16 protein-coding genes are annotated in these 16,745 nt (G+C 54.7%); 12 read left to right on the top strand and 4 right to left on the bottom strand.

Annotated features, from left to right (window positions below):
• Positions 1 to 9: 9 nt before the first annotated feature.
• Complete coding sequence (locus K9G39_RS04155) at positions 10 to 951, bottom strand: FAD-dependent oxidoreductase (protein ID WP_292003675.1); 942 nt, start codon at positions 949 to 951, stop codon at positions 10 to 12.
• A 95-nt stretch (positions 952 to 1,046) separates the two neighbouring features.
• Between K9G39_RS04155 and K9G39_RS04150 the strand changes: the two genes are divergently transcribed.
• From K9G39_RS04150 to K9G39_RS04135, 4 genes are all read left to right on the top strand, one after another.
• Positions 1,047 to 2,729 (top strand): ABC transporter substrate-binding protein, encoded by a 1,683-nt coding sequence (locus K9G39_RS04150; RefSeq protein ID WP_292003674.1) that lies wholly within the window; start codon positions 1,047 to 1,049, stop codon positions 2,727 to 2,729.
• A 116-nt stretch (positions 2,730 to 2,845) separates the two neighbouring features.
• A complete protein-coding gene (gene bchF, locus K9G39_RS04145) occupies positions 2,846 to 3,322 on the top strand; it encodes a 2-vinyl bacteriochlorophyllide hydratase (protein ID WP_292003673.1) in 477 nt (158 codons plus the stop codon).
• Positions 3,323 to 3,348: 26 nt separating this feature from the next.
• Complete coding sequence (bchC, locus tag K9G39_RS04140; protein ID WP_292003672.1) at positions 3,349 to 4,353, top strand: chlorophyll synthesis pathway protein BchC; 1,005 nt, start codon at positions 3,349 to 3,351, stop codon at positions 4,351 to 4,353.
• A gap of 12 nt (positions 4,354 to 4,365) precedes the next feature.
• Positions 4,366 to 5,475: a chlorophyllide a reductase iron protein subunit X gene (locus K9G39_RS04135; RefSeq protein ID WP_292003671.1), complete on the top strand. Its 1,110-nt coding sequence runs from the start codon at positions 4,366 to 4,368 to the stop codon at positions 5,473 to 5,475.
• Between the two features lie 128 nt (positions 5,476 to 5,603).
• Here K9G39_RS04135 and typA read toward each other — a convergent pair whose 3' ends face one another.
• Positions 5,604 to 7,430, bottom strand: a complete 1,827-nt coding sequence (gene typA, locus K9G39_RS04130) for a translational GTPase TypA (protein WP_292003670.1) — start codon at positions 7,428 to 7,430, stop codon at positions 5,604 to 5,606.
• 173 nt (positions 7,431 to 7,603) lie between these two features.
• Between typA and ccsA the strand changes: the two genes are divergently transcribed.
• From ccsA to K9G39_RS04110, 4 genes are all read left to right on the top strand, one after another.
• On the top strand, positions 7,604 to 8,488 hold the full coding sequence (gene ccsA, locus K9G39_RS04125; RefSeq protein ID WP_292003669.1) for a cytochrome c biogenesis protein CcsA: 885 nt from the start codon (positions 7,604 to 7,606) through the stop codon (positions 8,486 to 8,488).
• A gap of 101 nt (positions 8,489 to 8,589) precedes the next feature.
• Positions 8,590 to 9,861: a glutamyl-tRNA reductase gene (hemA, locus tag K9G39_RS04120; protein ID WP_292003668.1), complete on the top strand. Its 1,272-nt coding sequence runs from the start codon at positions 8,590 to 8,592 to the stop codon at positions 9,859 to 9,861.
• Positions 9,862 to 9,886: 25 nt separating this feature from the next.
• Complete coding sequence (hemC, locus tag K9G39_RS04115; RefSeq protein ID WP_292003667.1) at positions 9,887 to 10,828, top strand: hydroxymethylbilane synthase; 942 nt, start codon at positions 9,887 to 9,889, stop codon at positions 10,826 to 10,828.
• Complete coding sequence (locus K9G39_RS04110) at positions 10,828 to 11,586, top strand: uroporphyrinogen-III synthase (protein WP_292003666.1); 759 nt, start codon at positions 10,828 to 10,830, stop codon at positions 11,584 to 11,586. Before hemC ends, K9G39_RS04110 begins: the two co-directional genes overlap by 1 nt.
• A 103-nt stretch (positions 11,587 to 11,689) precedes the next feature.
• On the opposite strand, the gene K9G39_RS04105 is transcribed toward K9G39_RS04110, so the two are convergent.
• Both K9G39_RS04105 and hisN read right to left on the bottom strand, forming a co-directional pair.
• Positions 11,690 to 12,274 carry a hypothetical protein gene (locus K9G39_RS04105; protein ID WP_292003665.1) on the bottom strand — a complete coding sequence of 195 codons (585 nt, stop codon included), beginning with the start codon at positions 12,272 to 12,274 and terminating at the stop codon, positions 11,690 to 11,692.
• Entirely contained in the window at positions 12,268 to 13,047 is a 780-nt protein-coding gene (gene hisN / locus K9G39_RS04100) for a histidinol-phosphatase (RefSeq protein ID WP_292003664.1), read from the bottom strand. Before hisN ends, K9G39_RS04105 begins: the two co-directional genes overlap by 7 nt.
• 178 nt (positions 13,048 to 13,225) lie before the next feature.
• Between hisN and K9G39_RS04095 the strand changes: the two genes are divergently transcribed.
• From K9G39_RS04095 to K9G39_RS04080, 4 genes are read left to right on the top strand one after another with little or no spacing between them, the layout of a single operon-like run.
• Positions 13,226 to 14,767, top strand: a complete 1,542-nt coding sequence (locus tag K9G39_RS04095) for an acyl-CoA carboxylase subunit beta (RefSeq protein WP_292003663.1) — start codon at positions 13,226 to 13,228, stop codon at positions 14,765 to 14,767.
• 14 nt (positions 14,768 to 14,781) lie between these two features.
• The gene (locus K9G39_RS04090) at positions 14,782 to 15,153 is read left to right on the top strand and encodes an OadG family transporter subunit (protein ID WP_292003662.1); all 372 of its coding nucleotides are present in this window, start codon (positions 14,782 to 14,784) and stop codon (positions 15,151 to 15,153) included.
• A gap of 2 nt (positions 15,154 to 15,155) precedes the next feature.
• Positions 15,156 to 15,572 (top strand): acetyl-CoA carboxylase biotin carboxyl carrier protein subunit, encoded by a 417-nt coding sequence (locus tag K9G39_RS04085; protein WP_292003661.1) that lies wholly within the window; start codon positions 15,156 to 15,158, stop codon positions 15,570 to 15,572.
• A 5-nt stretch (positions 15,573 to 15,577) separates the two neighbouring features.
• A complete protein-coding gene (locus K9G39_RS04080) occupies positions 15,578 to 16,714 on the top strand; it encodes a sodium ion-translocating decarboxylase subunit beta (protein ID WP_292003660.1) in 1,137 nt (378 codons plus the stop codon).
• The last annotated feature ends 31 nt before the right edge of the window (positions 16,715 to 16,745 follow it).

Raw genomic sequence — 16,745 nt, 5'->3', positions numbered from 1 at the left:
CTCCCTGCCCTAATTGTAGTCGGACTTCGGTTTCAGGGTTCCGCGAAGAAACCTGCCGGCATAGAGGGCAGCATGGCAACCTTCGGCAGCCACGATTACCGCCTGCTTGATCTCCTTGCAGAGCATGTCGCCCGCGGCGAAAACTCCCGGAGCGGACGTCGCGAACTCCCGGTCTACCTTCAGGCAACCGCACCCCGAAATCTCAAGAAGACCGCCGATAAAATCGAGAACCGGGGAGGAACCGCTGAGATAGATGAAAAATCCCTCAACCGGAAGCGGATCGGCAACGCCTTCAAGAGTGAGCGACTCGACCCCCCTCTCTCCGTTGACGGAAAGCACCTTGCTGTGATAGCGGATCTCCACGTTTTCCGCCTTATTGAGCAGTTCAGCCTCATCCTCCCTCACGGCAAGTTTCCCGCCCGGACAGAGCAGCATAACCTTCGAGGCGAAGCGGCAGAGGACGAGAGCTTCTTCGACAGCCTCCCGGTTTTTTCCGTAAACCGCAACAACCCTCCCCTTGTAGAATGCGGCGTCACAGGTTGCACAGTAACTTACCCCAAGACCCACAAGTTTTTTTTCTCCGGGAATCTCGCTGCTTTTGCCCATGGCGCCGGTCGCCAGAATCAGGGATTTCGCCCGGTAGAATTTTCCCGAAACCGTAAAAACCGTTTTTTCAGGCCCCTCGGGATCGATGCCGGTAACCTTGTCGCGCAGATAGAGGGCTCCGAACGATACCGCCTGACGCTTCATCAGCTCGAGAAGCTGCATTCCCGTCAGGGCATCGGGAACTCCCGGATAGTTGGCGATAGAGTGAGCCATGCCGAGCGCACCGGCATGCGGGTCCTTGTCGATAACCAGCGTCCTGAGTGCAGCCCTTGACGTATAGAGCGCAGCCGAAGAGCCTGCCGGTCCGCCGCCGACTATGATCACATCGTAGAGTTCGGTTTGCATAAGGCTTTTGGTTTTTCAATGAAGGATAGATTCTCTACATTTATTTTTCTGTTGAGAACACCCTTGGGCGACAACTTATTCCCGGTATGATAATCATGCGTAAAATACTTTTTTCAGCGCTTTTCCTGCTGCTCATCGTTACAGGAATTTCAGGCTGCCGGCAGGAGGGCAAAAATCTCCGCAGCGACCATATCGTTACGGGAATCTCCGCCGATTTCGATTACCTCAACCCCCTGCTGATCCAGCTTTCGCTCTCCCGGGAAGTCTGCACCCTTATCTATCCGTCGCTGGTCAAGCCGGAATACAATGAAGAAAACGGTTCGATAGCATACAAGCCATGGGCGGCAAAAAGCTGGGAGTTCTCCCCTGACGGGAAACGTGCGCTCTTTCACCTGCGTTCCGATGCGGTATGGGAAGACGGCAAAAAAGTGACCTCCGGCGATTTCAAGTTCTCCTACGGCCTCTATAAAAACCCGAAAATCGCCAGTTCACGCCAGCACTATCTCAACGACCTGCTCCTGCTTCCCGACGGCACCCCCGACATCGAACGCGCAGTCGAAACACCCGACGACTCGACCCTTGTCCTGCATTTCAACAAACCGCTGTCGAAGGATATCGTACTCGACCATTTCAATGACCTCATGCCTGTGGCCCGCCACATCTTTTCCGCAATACCTGCAGACGAAATCCGAAGCCGGGCGTCGGAACTTCCGGTAGTCGGCGCAGGACCTTTCAGGGTCAGGGAGTGGCGCCGTCAGGAAAAACTGGTGCTTGTCGCGAACCCCTCATCGGTGCTGCCCCACCCGGCCGCAACAGGAACCCTGACCTTTCTTGTGGTGCCGGAATACACCACGAGACTTGCCATGCTGAAATCGGGGCAGATCGATGCCCTGATCTCTGCCGGAGGCATTACCCCGAAGGACGCCGGGGAGCTGAAAACAACCAACCCGGATATTTCCGTCAAACCCGTCCATAACCGTTATTTCGACAGCATAGTCTGGCTGAATATCGACGGCGACCGCTACCGGAACTCCAGGGCAATCGCTCCCAACCGGTTTTTCGGCGACAGGATGGTGCGCCGCGCCATGACCTACGCCATCGACCGCCAGTCCATCATCGACGGATTCATGGGTCCCGACCATGCCGTTATCGTCAACACCTCACTCTCTCCGGCCTACAAGACCATCGCAAACACATCGATGGAGCCGTACGATTTCAACCCCGAAAAAGCACGGGAACTGCTCAGGGCTGCGGGCTGGGCGCCGGGACCGGACGGCATCCTGCAGAAAAACGGCCTGCGATTCTCCTTCGAGCTGGCGGCTCCCGTCGGAAACCCCCGCCGCAACTATGCCGCAACCATCGTACAGCAGAACCTGCGGGATATCGGCATCGACTGCCGACTGCGGTTCGACGAAAGCCTGATATTCCTGAAAAACCAGAACGAGTTCCGCTACGAGGCCGCGCTCTCGGGCCTGGCAGCCGAAACCCTCCCCTTCCAGCTCATCATCTGGGGAAGCGACTTCGCCAACCGGCCGTTCAACTCTTCTGCCTTCAGGAATCCCGAACTCGACCGTGTTATCGATGAGCTCAGCCGCCCGCTTGAAAGCGCCAGACAGGCGACTCTCTGGAAAAGCTATCAGCAGATACTCAATGACGAACAGCCGAGAACCTTTCTCTACTATTACGACGAACTCGAAGGTTTCGGCAAACGGCTCGACAATGTGAAGGTCAACCTGCTCTCGACCCTCTACAATGCCTACGACTGGAAACTGAAATAACTGCACTTCCGGCGTGGTGCGGCGGTTTGCCGCACCACTCTATTTTGCTATATTCGACTACTTTTTTACAAGGAACCTGGAACGAACCTGACCAGCAAAAGCTAAATCACTGTTTTATGCCCCGTTATACTCCGGAACAGCTTGCCAGAAGAAACGCTTCGCCCTGGACGAAATCCCAGGCAATTCTCGCCCCGATACAGTTCCTCATTTTCCTTGCCGGCCTTACGGTCACCTACCTCTACTCCCAGGGGCTATGGATCACCGACTTCTGGTGGGTGACCTTCTTCGTCGCGCTCAAGACCTTCATGCTCGTGCTGATCTTCGTGACCGGCGGTTTTTTCGAGCTTGAGGTGTTCGGCCACTTCGCCTTCGCCCCGGAGTTTTTTTGGGAGGATTTCGGCAGCGCCATCGCCATGATCGTGCACCTCTCCTACTTTATCCTGTTCTTCTGGGTCAAACCGGCCGAACATATTCTCATTCTGACAGCCTACCTGGCCTACCTCAGCTATCTTATCAATGCCGCACAGTTCGTGATCCGCCTGCTGCTCGAAAAACACAACGAGAAAAAACTCAAACAGCAGAAAATCGCCTGAAGCGGCGGCAACAGCAGCAATACACTATGAAATCAAAAGCCATTGTTTTCAGCGGCGTGCGCCAGGTCTCCCTTTCGGAGGTAACCCTGAAACCGCTCTCCTCAACCGATGTGCTTGTCGAAACCTACTGGTCGTCGATCAGTACCGGTACGGAAAAAATGGCCTACAACGGCCTGATTCCATCACCACCGTTCATCTATCCCTTCGTTCCCGGCTATGAAACCGTCGGCAGGATCATCGAGGCCGGAGAGCACGTCAACCAGAGCCTGATCGGCAAATTCGCCTATGTCGCCGGCTCGTTCGGATACACCGATGTCAACGCGGCGTTCGGCGGAGCTTCGCAGTACATCGTCTGTCCGGTCGACAGCCTCACCGTTCTCGATGCAATCGCAAATCCCCAGTGCGGCATTGCGCTGCCACTCGGAGCGACCGCCCTGCACATCGTCGATCTGGCGAAGGTCAAAGACAGCAAGGTGCTGGTGCTCGGCCAGGGAGCCGTCGGCATTCTGGCCACGGAACTGGCCCGCCATATGGGCGCAAAACTTGTTGCCGCCACCGAGCCTCACCAGAACCGCCTCCAGCTCTCCTCCGCCCACCTGAAAGTCAATCCCGACACCGAGGACGTTTCGGCCGCGCTTGCCGGTCACGAATTCGACGTCCTGATCGACAGCACCGGCATCATGAGCGCCATCGACACAGGCCTGCGATTCCTGAAATTCCACGGCGTGGTGATTTTCGGCGGCTACTACCAGCGGATGAACATCGACTACTCCCAGGCATTCCAGAAGGAGCTCTCCTTCATTGCGGCCCGTCAGTGGGCACAGGGCGATCTGGAAAGGGTACGCGACCTCATTGCCGGAAAAAAGCTCAACGCCGAAAAAATATTTACCCACCAGTGCCAGGTCGATGAAAACATCACCTCGGTTTACCTGCAGGCATTCAGCGACCCCGACTGCCTGAAAATGATTCTGCACTGGAAACCGGAGGCCGAAGAACAGGAAAACGCCTGTTATCTGGCCGGCAATACCTGAGGAAGTACCATCATGGCTGCAAGAACCATTGCGATCTACGGCAAGGGCGGAATCGGAAAAAGCTTTACCACCACCAATCTCAGCGCAACCTTTGCGCTGATGAACAAAAAAGTCCTTCAGCTCGGCTGCGACCCCAAGCATGATTCGACGACCTCCCTTTTCGGAGGCATTTCACTGCCCACCGTTACCGATGTATTTGCCGAAAAGAATGCCCGTAACCAGCCTGTAGCCGTCAGCGATATTGTATTCAGACGCAATATTGCAGGATTCAGCCAGCCCATCTACGGCATCGAACTCGGAGGCCCGCAGGTCGGGCGCGGCTGTGGAGGCAGAGGGATCATTTCCGGGTTCGACGTGCTCGAAAAACTCGGCATCTTCAAATGGGATATCGACATCATTCTCATGGACTTTCTCGGCGACGTGGTCTGCGGCGGCTTTGCCACGCCGCTTGCCCGTTCGCTCAGCGAGGAGGTCATCCTGGTCACCAGCAACGACCGGCAGTCGATTTTCACGGCCAACAACATCTGCCAGGCCAACAACTACTTTAAAACCGTGGGGGGCGAGTCGCGCCTGCTCGGCCTGATCGTCAACCGTGACGACGGCAGCGGCATGGCTGAAAAATATGCCGAGGCTGCAGGCATTACCGTACTGATGAAAATCCCCTACAACAGTGACGCCCGCGACCGGGACGACAGCTTCAATTTTGCCGTGGAACTGCCTGAAATCCGCGAAAAGTTCGACCGGCTGGCCACCCAGATCCTTGAAAACAGCATCACGCCATGCGAAGCCGCCGGGCTCGATTTCGAACAGTTCATCCGGCTTTTCGGAGACGTAAGCGAGGATGACCCGCTCCCGGCCACAGAGGACGAGCTGTTCGGACGGATCGGAGACGCGGCGACAGAAAAACAGGCTGTGGAGGAAAAACCGGGCAATGAAGACCTTCTCCTGACAGCCTGCATCGAGAGGCTTCCTGAAGCCGAGCGACAGGTCTACCGGATGACGGAGCTTGAACAGCGGAGTACCGCAGAGATCGCCGCCTTGAGCGGAATCGATGAAAGCGAGGTACTCGAACGGCTTTCACGTGCCCGGACTCTCCTGAAAAAACTCTTCTTCGAGCATTAAAAAACCATCAGGAAACTTCCTTTACAAGCGGAAGGGCTGCCTTTTCGGGGCAGCCCTTCCGCTTGTTTTCCATTTTCAGGGCGGCATGCTCACCGCGCCAGGAAAAGACCATCGAAAGGCTCGGCCGATCAGGCGTTTGCCTTTTTGGTCGCCTTCGCCCTCAGGTTCGAATCGAGGATTTTCTTTCTGAGCCTGATGCTCTGCGGCGTCACTTCAAGAAGTTCGTCATCGTTGATGAACTCGAGCGCCTGTTCCAGCGAAAGTATTTTCGGCGGAGTGAGACGAAGCGATTCATCCGTTCCGGAAGAACGCATATTGGAGAGCTTTTTCGTCTTGCAGACATTGAGCGTGATATCCAGACCCCTTGTGGACTCGCCCACAACCATGCCTTCGTAGACCCTGGTGTTGGGTGAAATGAAAAAAGTACCCCGATCCTCGAGATTGCTGAGCGCATAGGCAACGCAGGTACCGGCTTCGGAGACCACCAGCGCACCCGTCTCGCGTGAAGGCAGCTTGCCCTTGAAGGGCTGGTAGTTGTAGAACACGTGGGAAAGAATACCCTCTCCCTTGGTATCGGTGGTAAACTCGAGGTTGTAGCCGATCAGGCCCCTGGTGGGAATTTCAAACTCGAGGCGCACCATACCGCCGCGAAGGGTGCCCATGTGCGTCATCTCGGCCTTTCTGCGCCCCATTTTTTCGATGATCACGCCGGTATACTCGTCGGGAATATCGATGGTGACATGCTCGATCGGTTCGAGCAGCGTGCCGTCCTCGTCATGATGCATGATCACTTCAGGCCTTGCGATGGCAAGCTCATACCCTTCGCGTCTCATGGTTTCGATCAGTACCGAAAGGTGAAGTTCACCCCTGCCCGAAACGCGGAAGGTATCGGCACTGTCCGTCTCCTCGACGTCGAGGGCCACATTGGTCATAACCTCCTTCATCAACCGCTCGCGAATCTTGCGGCTTGTAACCTCCTTGCCCTCCTGACCGGCAAAAGGAGAGTCATTCACCGAAAAGAGCATGGAGAGCGTCGGCTTGCTGATTTCAAACGACTCGAGCAGTTCGGGAGCGTCAACTGCGGCAAGCGTCATGCCGACCGTGGCATCGGCTATGCCTGCAAGGGCTACAATGTCGCCCGAAGCGGCTTCCTTGACCTCGAATTTCTGCAGCTTGTCGAACAGGAACGCCTTGGTCACCGAACCCTTGCCGACAACCCCTTCCGGGCTGACGACGGCAAGCTGGTTGCCGGGGCTGACCTTGCCCCTGCGAATGCGGCCAATCGCTATCTTGCCGATATACTCGCTGTAGTCGAGACTGGTCACCAGCATCTGGAACGGGCCATCGTCATCCGCCAGCGGCGGAGGAATTTCCCTGATGATGGTATCGAGCAGAATGCTCATATCATGATCCTCGTCATCCATGCTGTACTTGGCCACACCGTTTTTGGCGGAGGTGTAGAGATAGGCGAAATCAAGCTGATCCTCCTCGGCGCCAAGGGCGATGAACAGATCGAGCACCTGATCGTGCACCTTCACGGGGTCGGACTGCGGGCGATCTATCTTGTTGATCACCACAATCGGCTTAAGGTGCAGCTCGAGCGCCTTGCGCAGCACGAACTTGGTCTGCGGCATAGGGCCTTCAAAAGCATCGACAAGCAGGAGAACGCCATCCACCATCTTCAGAATGCGTTCAACCTCGCCGCCGAAATCGGCATGACCGGGAGTATCGACAATATTGATCTTGTGGTCTTTGTATATTGCAGCAGCATTTTTCGAGAAAATGGTGATTCCCCTCTCCCTTTCCTGGGGATTTGAATCAAGCACGCGTACGTTTACCTGCTGGTTATCCCTGAATGCTCCCGTCTTCTGAAAAATCGCATCGACAAGCGTCGTTTTTCCATGGTCAACGTGAGCTATAATGGCTATATTCCTGATATTCTTTTTCCTGCTCATCTTTTTTCCTTGTAAATAAGTATATTTATCCCCCGAAGCGGCCCGAATATACAATTTTTTCTTTGTTTTTCTTCCATATTCTTCAGCCTCCGGCATGGGCCGGTGCGGGTTATCTCAAAACGAAGTTATCCCGCATTTTAACCGGAAATAAATTTCGATCGCAACCCAAGTACATGGACAGTATCGTTCTCAACAATATACCGCTGTTTATCCTTATACAGCTTGTATCCCTGCTCTATATCGTCACCACAGTCCTGTATGGTGCGCATTTCTTCAGGGACACCAAACTGGCCACGCGCTTCAAACAGCCCGCCCTGGCCCTGACCGTTCTGTCGCATGTGGTCTATCTCGGCCTGCTTACCTCTCTGGAAGGTTACAAGCTGAGCTATTCGACCTTCAACATCATGAGCATGGTAGCCCTGACCCTCGCTATCACCTATATCTTTATCGAGTTCACCACCAAAAGCGATAAAACAGGATTTTTCGTGCTCTCCTTCTCGGCGGGAGCCCAGCTCATCTCCTCGATCTTCACCGCGCAATCCTCGGGAGAGGGGCCTGCGTTCACCGGCCTCGGCATCGGAGTACACCTCATTGCGGCCATCTTCGGCTTCAGCGCCATCGCCATCGCAGGACTCTACAGCTTTCTCTACCTTCTGCTCTTCCGTCAGATACAGAAAAACCGTTTCGAGCTGCTTTTTCAGCGCCTGCCGAACCTTGAAGTGCTCGAGCGCCTTACCATGCACGCCGTCGCTTTCGGATTCATCTTTCTCTCGATCACCCTGTTTGCCGGCATCCTGGAGCAGAAAGCCTCAGGCGAAGCCATTACCCTTTTCGAGCCGCGTCTTTTCTCGCTGGTAATCATCTGGCTTATCTACGGAACCAGCATCTTTATCCGGCCTATCACAGGATGGGATCTGAAGCATATGGCTTATCTCTTTATCGCGCTCTTTGTCTTCATTACGGCGCTTATCCTGTTGATGACCTTTTTTTCGCCCTCATTCCATGGACTGACCCTGCAGAACGACCTGCAATATTTGCCGGAGCTTCACTTCATTTGACAATTATCGGCGTTTACGGTATATTAAAGTTTTACAGGTTCTTACTGCGACACAGATTTTCTTGCTTTACCACTTAATCTGCTCATTTAAACAAGCCTGCTATGAACATCATTTCAGTCGGTGTCAACCACAAAACTGCACCCATTGAAATTCGCGAAAGAATTGCTCTTTCAGAAGTTCAGAACAAGGAGTTCATTACCGACCTCATTTCAAGCGGTCTTGCTCACGAAGCGATGGTGCTGTCCACCTGCAACCGTACGGAAATTTATGTCGTACCGGCAATGTCGGAAGTGACCGGAGAGTACCTCAAGGATTACCTGATTTCCTACAAGGATGCCCGCAAGGAAGTCCGTCCCGAACACTTCTTCAGCCGTTTCTACTGCGGCACCGCCCGTCACCTCTTCGAGGTTTCCAGCGCTATCGACTCCCTGGTTCTCGGTGAAGGCCAGATTCTCGGCCAGGTGAAGGATGCCTATCGGATCGCCGCCGAAGTGCAGGCTGCCGGTATTCTCATCACCCGCCTCTGCCATACGGCTTTCAGTGTAGCCAAGAAGGTGAAAACCAAGACCAAGATCATGGAGGGGGCCGTGTCGGTCAGCTATGCGGCCGTCGAACTTGCCCAGAAGATCTTCTCGAACCTGTCGATGAAGAAGATCCTCCTCATCGGCGCAGGTGAAACCGGAGAGCTCGCCGCAAAGCACATGTGCCAGAAAAACGCACGCAACATCGTCATCACCAACCGGACCCTCTCCAAGGCCGAAGCGCTCGCCGAAGAGCTCGGAACCGGAAAAGTGCTGCCTTTCGAAAGCTACAAGGAGTACCTGCACGAATTCGATATCATCATAACCGCGGTCAGTACAAAGGATTACGTTCTCAGGGAAGCGGAAATGCACCAGAGCATGCAGAAACGCCGTCTCAAACCGGTCATTATCCTTGACCTCGGCCTCCCCCGCAACGTCGATCCCGATATTTCAAGACTGCAGAACATGTTCCTCAAGGACATCGACGCACTCAAGCACATCATCGACAAGAACCTCGAGCGGCGCAGGGCCGAACTGCCGAAAGTGCAAAGCATCATCGAGGAGGAACTGGTTTCGTTCGGACAGTGGATCAATACCCTGAAAGTCCGTCCAACCATTGTGGATCTCCAGTCGAAATTCATTGAAATCAAGGAGAAGGAGCTCGAACGGTACCGTTACAAGGTTAGCGAAGAGGAGCTGCGACGCATGGAGCACCTGACCGACCGTATCCTGAAGAAGATCCTCCACCATCCGATCAAGATGCTCAAGGCCCCGATCGATACCTCCGACTCCATTCCGAGCCGCGTCAATCTTGTCCGCAATATTTTCGATCTCGAAGAACCAAATCAATAACTTTCAATACAAATCTGTAACTGCTTTGAAAAAACAGCTTATTATCGGTACCAGATCCAGCCCTCTTGCCCTGTGGCAGGCAGAATTCACCAAAGCCGAGCTTTCGAGGCATTTTCCGGAACTTGACATTACCCTGAAGCTGGTCAAGACCACCGGCGATGTACTCCTCGATTCACCGCTCTCCAAAATCGGTGATATGGGTCTGTTCACCAAGGACATTGAAAAACATCTGATTGCCAAAGAGATCGATCTTGCCGTCCACAGCCTGAAAGATGTCCCGACCAGCACTCCCGAAGGACTCATCATCACCTCGTTTACCGATCGTGAGGATACAAGGGATGTCATTATCTCCAAAAACGGCGTCAAGCTTCTCGATCTGCCTCAAAATGCAAAAGTTGCAACAAGCAGCCTCCGCCGTATGTCGCAGCTGAAAAGCATGCGGCCCGATTTTGAAATCTGTGATATCCGGGGCAACCTCAACACAAGGTTCAAGAAATTCGACGAAGGCGAATTCGATGCCATGATGCTTGCCTATGCGGGAGTCTTCCGTCTGAATTTCAGCGACCGCATCTCGGAAATCCTGCCGCACGAAATCATGCTTCCGGCTGTAGGCCAGGGCGCGCTGGGTATCGAAACCCGTGTCGACGACGAACAGACAAGGGAGATCGTACGAATTCTCAACCATTCTACCACGGAGTACTGCTGCAGGGCGGAACGTGCGCTGCTGCGCCATCTGCAGGGCGGCTGCCAGATCCCTATCGGTGCGTATGCATCGTTCAAGAACGGCACGCTCAAACTCCTTGCCTTCGTCGGTTCGGTAGACGGCACCATCGGCCTTCGCGACGAGATCACCCGCACCGGCCTCACCTCTCCCGAACAGGCGGAGGATGCCGGTATTGCACTTGCCGAAGAGCTGCTCAAACAGGGTGCTGACAAAATCCTCTCGGAAATCCGTAAAACCTGCTGATGAAGAGTGTTCTCGTAACCCGACCCAAACATCAGGCGAAGTCGTTTGTCGAAGAGCTGGAACAGTATGGTCTGAACTCGGTTGTCTTTCCGGCAATCGAGATCAGGCCGGTTCCCGGCTGGCAGGTTCCCGATCCTGCATCTTTCAGCGGTGCCTTTTTCACCAGCCCGAACAGTGTTCAGTTTTTCATGGAACGCCTGCTTGCCGAAGCACCTGAGCAGCTTGAAAAGCTGCGGCATATACGGGTCTGGGCCGTAGGCAAAACCACCGCAAAGGATCTTGCCGTTCACGGTATCGAAACGGAACCGGTCCCGAAAATCGCCGATGCCGTCAACCTGATGGCCGAAATCGACGGCGAAGTGATCGAAAACCACTCGTTTCTTTTTCTCAGAGGCACCCTTTCGCTGGGCACTATCCCTGCCGTCATCAGGGAGCGGGGAGGAAAGTGCACGGAAATAACGGTTTACGAAAACATCAAGCCTTCAACAGAAGACACCGAAACCGTAAAACAGCTGCTCAAAGAGGGAAAACTCGACTGTCTGTCGTTTACCAGCCCCTCCACAGCCATTAACTTCTTCGAAGCCATCGGCTCCACCGCACTTCCCCAGGGAGTGCTTGTTGCCGCCATCGGAACAACAACGGCAGCAGCACTGGAAAAACTTGGCGTCAGGGTGGATGTCATCCCTCCCTATTTCGACGGCCCGAGCTTTGCGAAAGCCATTGCCGAAGCGCTTGCCGGGCACGCTGAACAGCCCTGAGAGCCTCAAATCCGCGCCTTCTTCAAAAAAAACCTCTTCCTGTCCGTACCCTTTTTTTCGGCGACCTGCTGCACTTCAAAAAAAAGATGCCACGCCAACCCGCTCAGGGGCGCCTTTGCGAAGGGCTCCCGGCCTGAACATCAGGGTCGTAGGGCGGATCGAGATCGGGATCGAAATCGGCGGCAGGAACGGAAAGATATTCCACAGCGTCGGACCTATCGGCCGACGGGATGCAGGCTGCGATTCCGGAGGACTCATCAGGAGAGAACAGCGCAAACTGGCGCTGGAAAAGCAGAGGATTTCTTCCTGCGACAACCCTTTCTGTCTGCCCGTAACCCCCCTCTTCAGGATCGCTCCCCTCACCCCGCCATTCGTCCGTGCCCTGCTTCAGGTTTCTTTTGCGTGCACCGGCAGCAATGGCATGAAGAAGCGTTATGGCCTGCTCAACACGATTGAGCAGCAAAACGGCTTTCTCATCGGCGCCATCGCGTAACAGCGATTCGAGTTCGACCTTCAGCTCATGCAGGCCACGGGCCGACTCGGCTCGCTGCCCTGCCAGTTCGCGAAGGAGCTCCCGCCTGAGCCGATCGGCATCGTTCGGGCGGACGGCCGGCCATCCGGTCGCCTGCATGACGATCACGAGAACCAGCAGCACGACTATGAGAAAAAGCAAAAGGAGATTCAGCATGGCTCTACACCCCTCCCCCTGAGGGTCTCCAGCAAAACGCTGCCGAGCGCTCCATTGCTGCTTACAAGTCCCTCGCCGTCGATAACGGTATCCCCCCGGTAATCGAAACAGCAGCCACCGGCTTCGGTAACGACAGGAATCACCGCAGCGCAGTCCCAGGGGCTCATGATTTTATCGACAGCGACTTCCGCCCTGCCGGAAGCGACCATCATGTGTCCGTAACAGTCTCCCCAGCCACGGACAAGCCCTGCCTGCAGGCGGAGCCGATCGACCGGATGATCTCCGGGAGGGTCGAGAAGGTACTCTTTTTCCGTAAAGACAACCGTAGCCTCCCCGATCGACGCAATTGAAGACACCGACACCGCCGAACCGTTCATCAATGCGCCGCACCCCCTTTCAGCATAAAAAAGCTGACCGAGAGCGGGAAAATTGATCACTCCGATTCTCATGGCCCCCTCCTCTTCAAGGGCGATCATAACCCCGTAAAGCGGAACACCATGAATGAATGAGCGCGTGCCGTCGATCGGATCGATAATCCATCGGCGACGGTTTGCCGAAGGCTTTTCTTCAAGCTCCTCTCCAAGCAGGCCGTCCTGGGGAAAACGGGATGCGATAGCTGAACGGATGAGCGCTTCGGCTGAGCGGTCGGCCTCCGTAACCGGGGTTGCATCTCTCTTTGAAAACACCTGAAGCGATTTCCGATTGAAAAAGCCGAGGGTTAACGTACCGGCGCGCTCGGCGGTCTCAAGCGCAAGCTGAAGCTCTGGAGTCATCGTTGAGGGTTCCTGTGGGGTAACATGTTTGAAAAAATAAAAATACATTCCTTGCCGGAGGACTGCAAAACTATCACAACTTATTTTCTATCTTGCGCATTGTTCGGTTGCCCTGCCGCAGGCGGAGTGACCCTGAAAAAAAATTCCGGTCCATTCACTATCCCGTTTTAAGCAGCACATGAAACGATTACTTGCCGAGCGAGAGCACGCTCGACTCGGAGGAGGAGAAAAGCGGATCACCGCGCAGCACAAGAAAGGCAAGATGACTGCCAGAGAACGCGTCGACCTCCTGCTCGACGAAGGCAGCTTCGAAGAGTACGATATGTTTGTCACCCATCGGACAACCGATTTCGGACTTGGAGACGAACACTATCTTTCCGACGGGGTCATCACCGGACACGGCACCATTGCCGGACGCCTTGTCTATGTCTTTTCCCAGGACTTCACCGTATTCGGAGGGTCGCTTTCGGAAACCAATGCAAAAAAGATCTGCAAGGTGATGGATCAGGCCATGAAGGTCGGCGCTCCTCTGATCGGCATCAACGACAGCGGCGGTGCGAGAATCCAGGAGGGCGTGCGCAGTCTGGCCGGTTACGCCAGCATTTTTCAGCGCAACATCATGGCCTCCGGCGTTATCCCGCAGATTTCGGCAATCTTCGGCCCCTGTGCAGGAGGCGCGGTCTACTCGCCCGCATTGACCGATTTCGTGGTCATGGCTGAAAAAACGAGCTATATGTTCGTAACCGGGCCAAAAGTCGTCAAAACCGTTACAGGGGAGACCATTTCCGAAGAGGATCTCGGAGGAGCTTCGGTGCACGCCACCAAATCCGGTGTCACCCATTTTGTCGGCGCCGATGAGCAGGAAGGCATCCTGCTCATCAAGAAACTGCTCAGCTACCTGCCGCAGAACAACCTCGAGGAAGCGCCCCTCTCCTTCTGCGACGATCCTCCCGACAGACTGGTCGATGAACTCAACACCATCATTCCTGAAAAACCATCCATTCCCTATGATGTCAAGGACGTCATTCACGCCATTGCCGACAATGGGGAATTTCTCGAAGTACAGCGACAGTACGCCCGAAACATCGTAACCGGCTTCGTCACCTTCAACGGCATATCAACCGGCATCGTCGCCAATCAGCCCAACTATCTTGCCGGCTGCCTGGACAACGACGCATCACGCAAGGCGGCACGGTTCGTCCGGTTCTGCGATGCATTCAACATACCGATAGTCACGCTGGTCGACGTTCCGGGATTTCTGCCCGGAAGCGCCCAGGAGTTCAACGGCATCATTACCAACGGAGCGAAACTGCTGTTTGCCTACGGCGAGGCGACCGTACCGAAAATCACGGTCATCCTCCGCAAGGCATACGGCGGCGCCTACTGTGTCATGAGTTCCCGTCACCTCAGGGGCGACATCAACTATGCATGGCCGAGTGCGGAAATCGCGGTTATGGGGCCGACAGGAGCCATAGAGGTGCTCTACAACAGGGATCTGAAAGCCTCGACGTCCGACGAACAGAGAGCGGCTTTCGTTGCCGAAAAGGAGACCGAGTACCGCGATAAATTCGCCAATCCCTATGAAGCCGCCCGATACGGGTATATCGACGACATCATCGAACCCAGAAACACGCGTTTCCGGATTATCAGAGCCCTGCAGACACTGGCCACAAAAAAGGACAGCAACCCTCTGAAAAAACATTCAACGCTGCCACTCTAAAACAGCTTTGCACCATGAATCTTTTTCTCTGGATAAACCTTGACCCCGGAGCGATCAGTACCGATCACCTGATGCTTGCCGTTATCGGGTACTCGGTTGTATTTCTCGCCCTGCTGCTGCTTTATCTGTTCTTCAGGCAGCTTCCGAAGCTGCTGGCCTTCAACCTGCGCAGAAAACTGCGCAAGGAGGGGGAACCCGAAAAGGCGGCAATGGCCGGAAGCGCCATACCGGGAGAGGTCAATGCGGCCATCGCCACGGCGATCTATCTCTATCTCAGTGAACTCCACGACCACGAAACGGCGGTATTGACCATTACAAAAGCCGCCAAAACCTATTCGCCGTGGAATTCAAAAATCTATAACGTTACTCATTTCAGACGTTTTTAACGATGAAGCACTACTCCTTCACCATCAGCGGGAACACCTACAGTGTTGACATAAAATCACTTGAAGAGAATCTTGCCGAAATAGAGGTTAACGGAACCCTCTACGAGGTAAAGCTCGGCAAGGAGATTCAAACGCCGAAAACCCCGAAACTGGTACGGTACACACCGCCCAAAGTGAAAGCCCCTGAACCGCTCACCACTCCGGGACTCAGCCTCATCAAGGCTCCTCTGCCGGGAACCATCATTGCTGTTTACGTACAGCCGGGCGCACCCATCAAACGCGACGCGCCGGTTCTCGTACTCGAAGCCATGAAAATGGAAAACAACATTTATGCGGAAAAAGACGGAATCGTGAAAACCGTTAAAGTCACAACCGGCGATACCGTCATGCAGGGCGACGTCCTGATCGAAATAGAATAAACATTATGGAAGGAATTCTCAGGTTTCTCAGTTATTCCGGCTTTGCAAATGTCACCGCCGGCCATGTCATCATGATTCTTGTCGGACTGGTTTTTATCTACCTTGCCATCCGTTACGAATATGAACCGTTGCTGCTTGTCCCTATCGGTTTCGGAATCCTGATAGGCAATACCCCTTTTCTGGAACATGCCGGACTGCAGCTTGGCATCTACGAGGACGGGAGCGTCCTGAACTATCTCTATCAGGGTGTGCTCAAGGGCATTTATCCTCCCCTGATCTTTCTGGGAATCGGCGCGATGACGGATTTTTCGACCCTTATATCCAATCCGAAACTCATTCTTCTCGGAGCCGCCGCCCAGCTCGGCATTTTCACCACCTACCTCGGAGCGCTGCTTCTCGGCTTTTCCAATCCCGAATCCGCATCCATCGGAATTATCGGGGGAGCCGACGGCCCGACGGCCATTTTCCTCTCTTCGAGGCTGGCTCCTCACCTTATCGGTTCGATAGCCATCGCCGCCTACTCCTACATGGCGCTGGTACCGATTATCCAGCCGCCGATCATGCGGCTGCTGACAACCGAAGATGAACGGAAAATAAAAATGAAGCCGCCGAGATCGGTTACGAAACAGGAAAAAGTCCTGTTCCCTATTTTCGGGCTCCTGCTGACCGGCTTTCTTGCCCCCGGCTCGCTTCCCCTGCTCGGCATGCTGTTTTTCGGCAACCTGCTCAAGGAGTCGCTGGTAACGAAACGGCTTGCCGATACGGCAAAAAACGCCATGATCGACATCGTCACCATAATCCTCGGCCTGACCGTCGGAGCCTCTACGCAAGCCACGACATTTCTCACCGGGCAGTCGATGCTTATCTTCGTTCTCGGTGCGCTCTCCTTCATGGCCTCCACGGCCGGAGGCGTGCTTTTCGCCAAAGTCATGAACGTTTTTCTTTCCGAAGAGAACAGGATCAACCCGCTTATCGGAGCCGCAGGCGTTTCGGCTGTCCCGGACAGCGCGAGGGTCGCCCAGATGGAGGGACTTAAAGCCGATCCTTCGAACCATCTCCTGATGCACGCCATGGCGCCCAACGTCGCCGGAGTTATCGGCTCGGCGGTGGCAGCCGGCATCATGATGAGCTTTCTGATGTAACACGGCGAGGCGCTGCAGGGAAAAAAGAAGC

This window comes from Chlorobium sp. (assembly GCF_021740465.1).
Taxonomy (GTDB): domain Bacteria; phylum Bacteroidota; class Chlorobiia; order Chlorobiales; family Chlorobiaceae; genus Chlorobium.
This window is presented reverse-complemented; position numbering and strand designations above follow the sequence as displayed.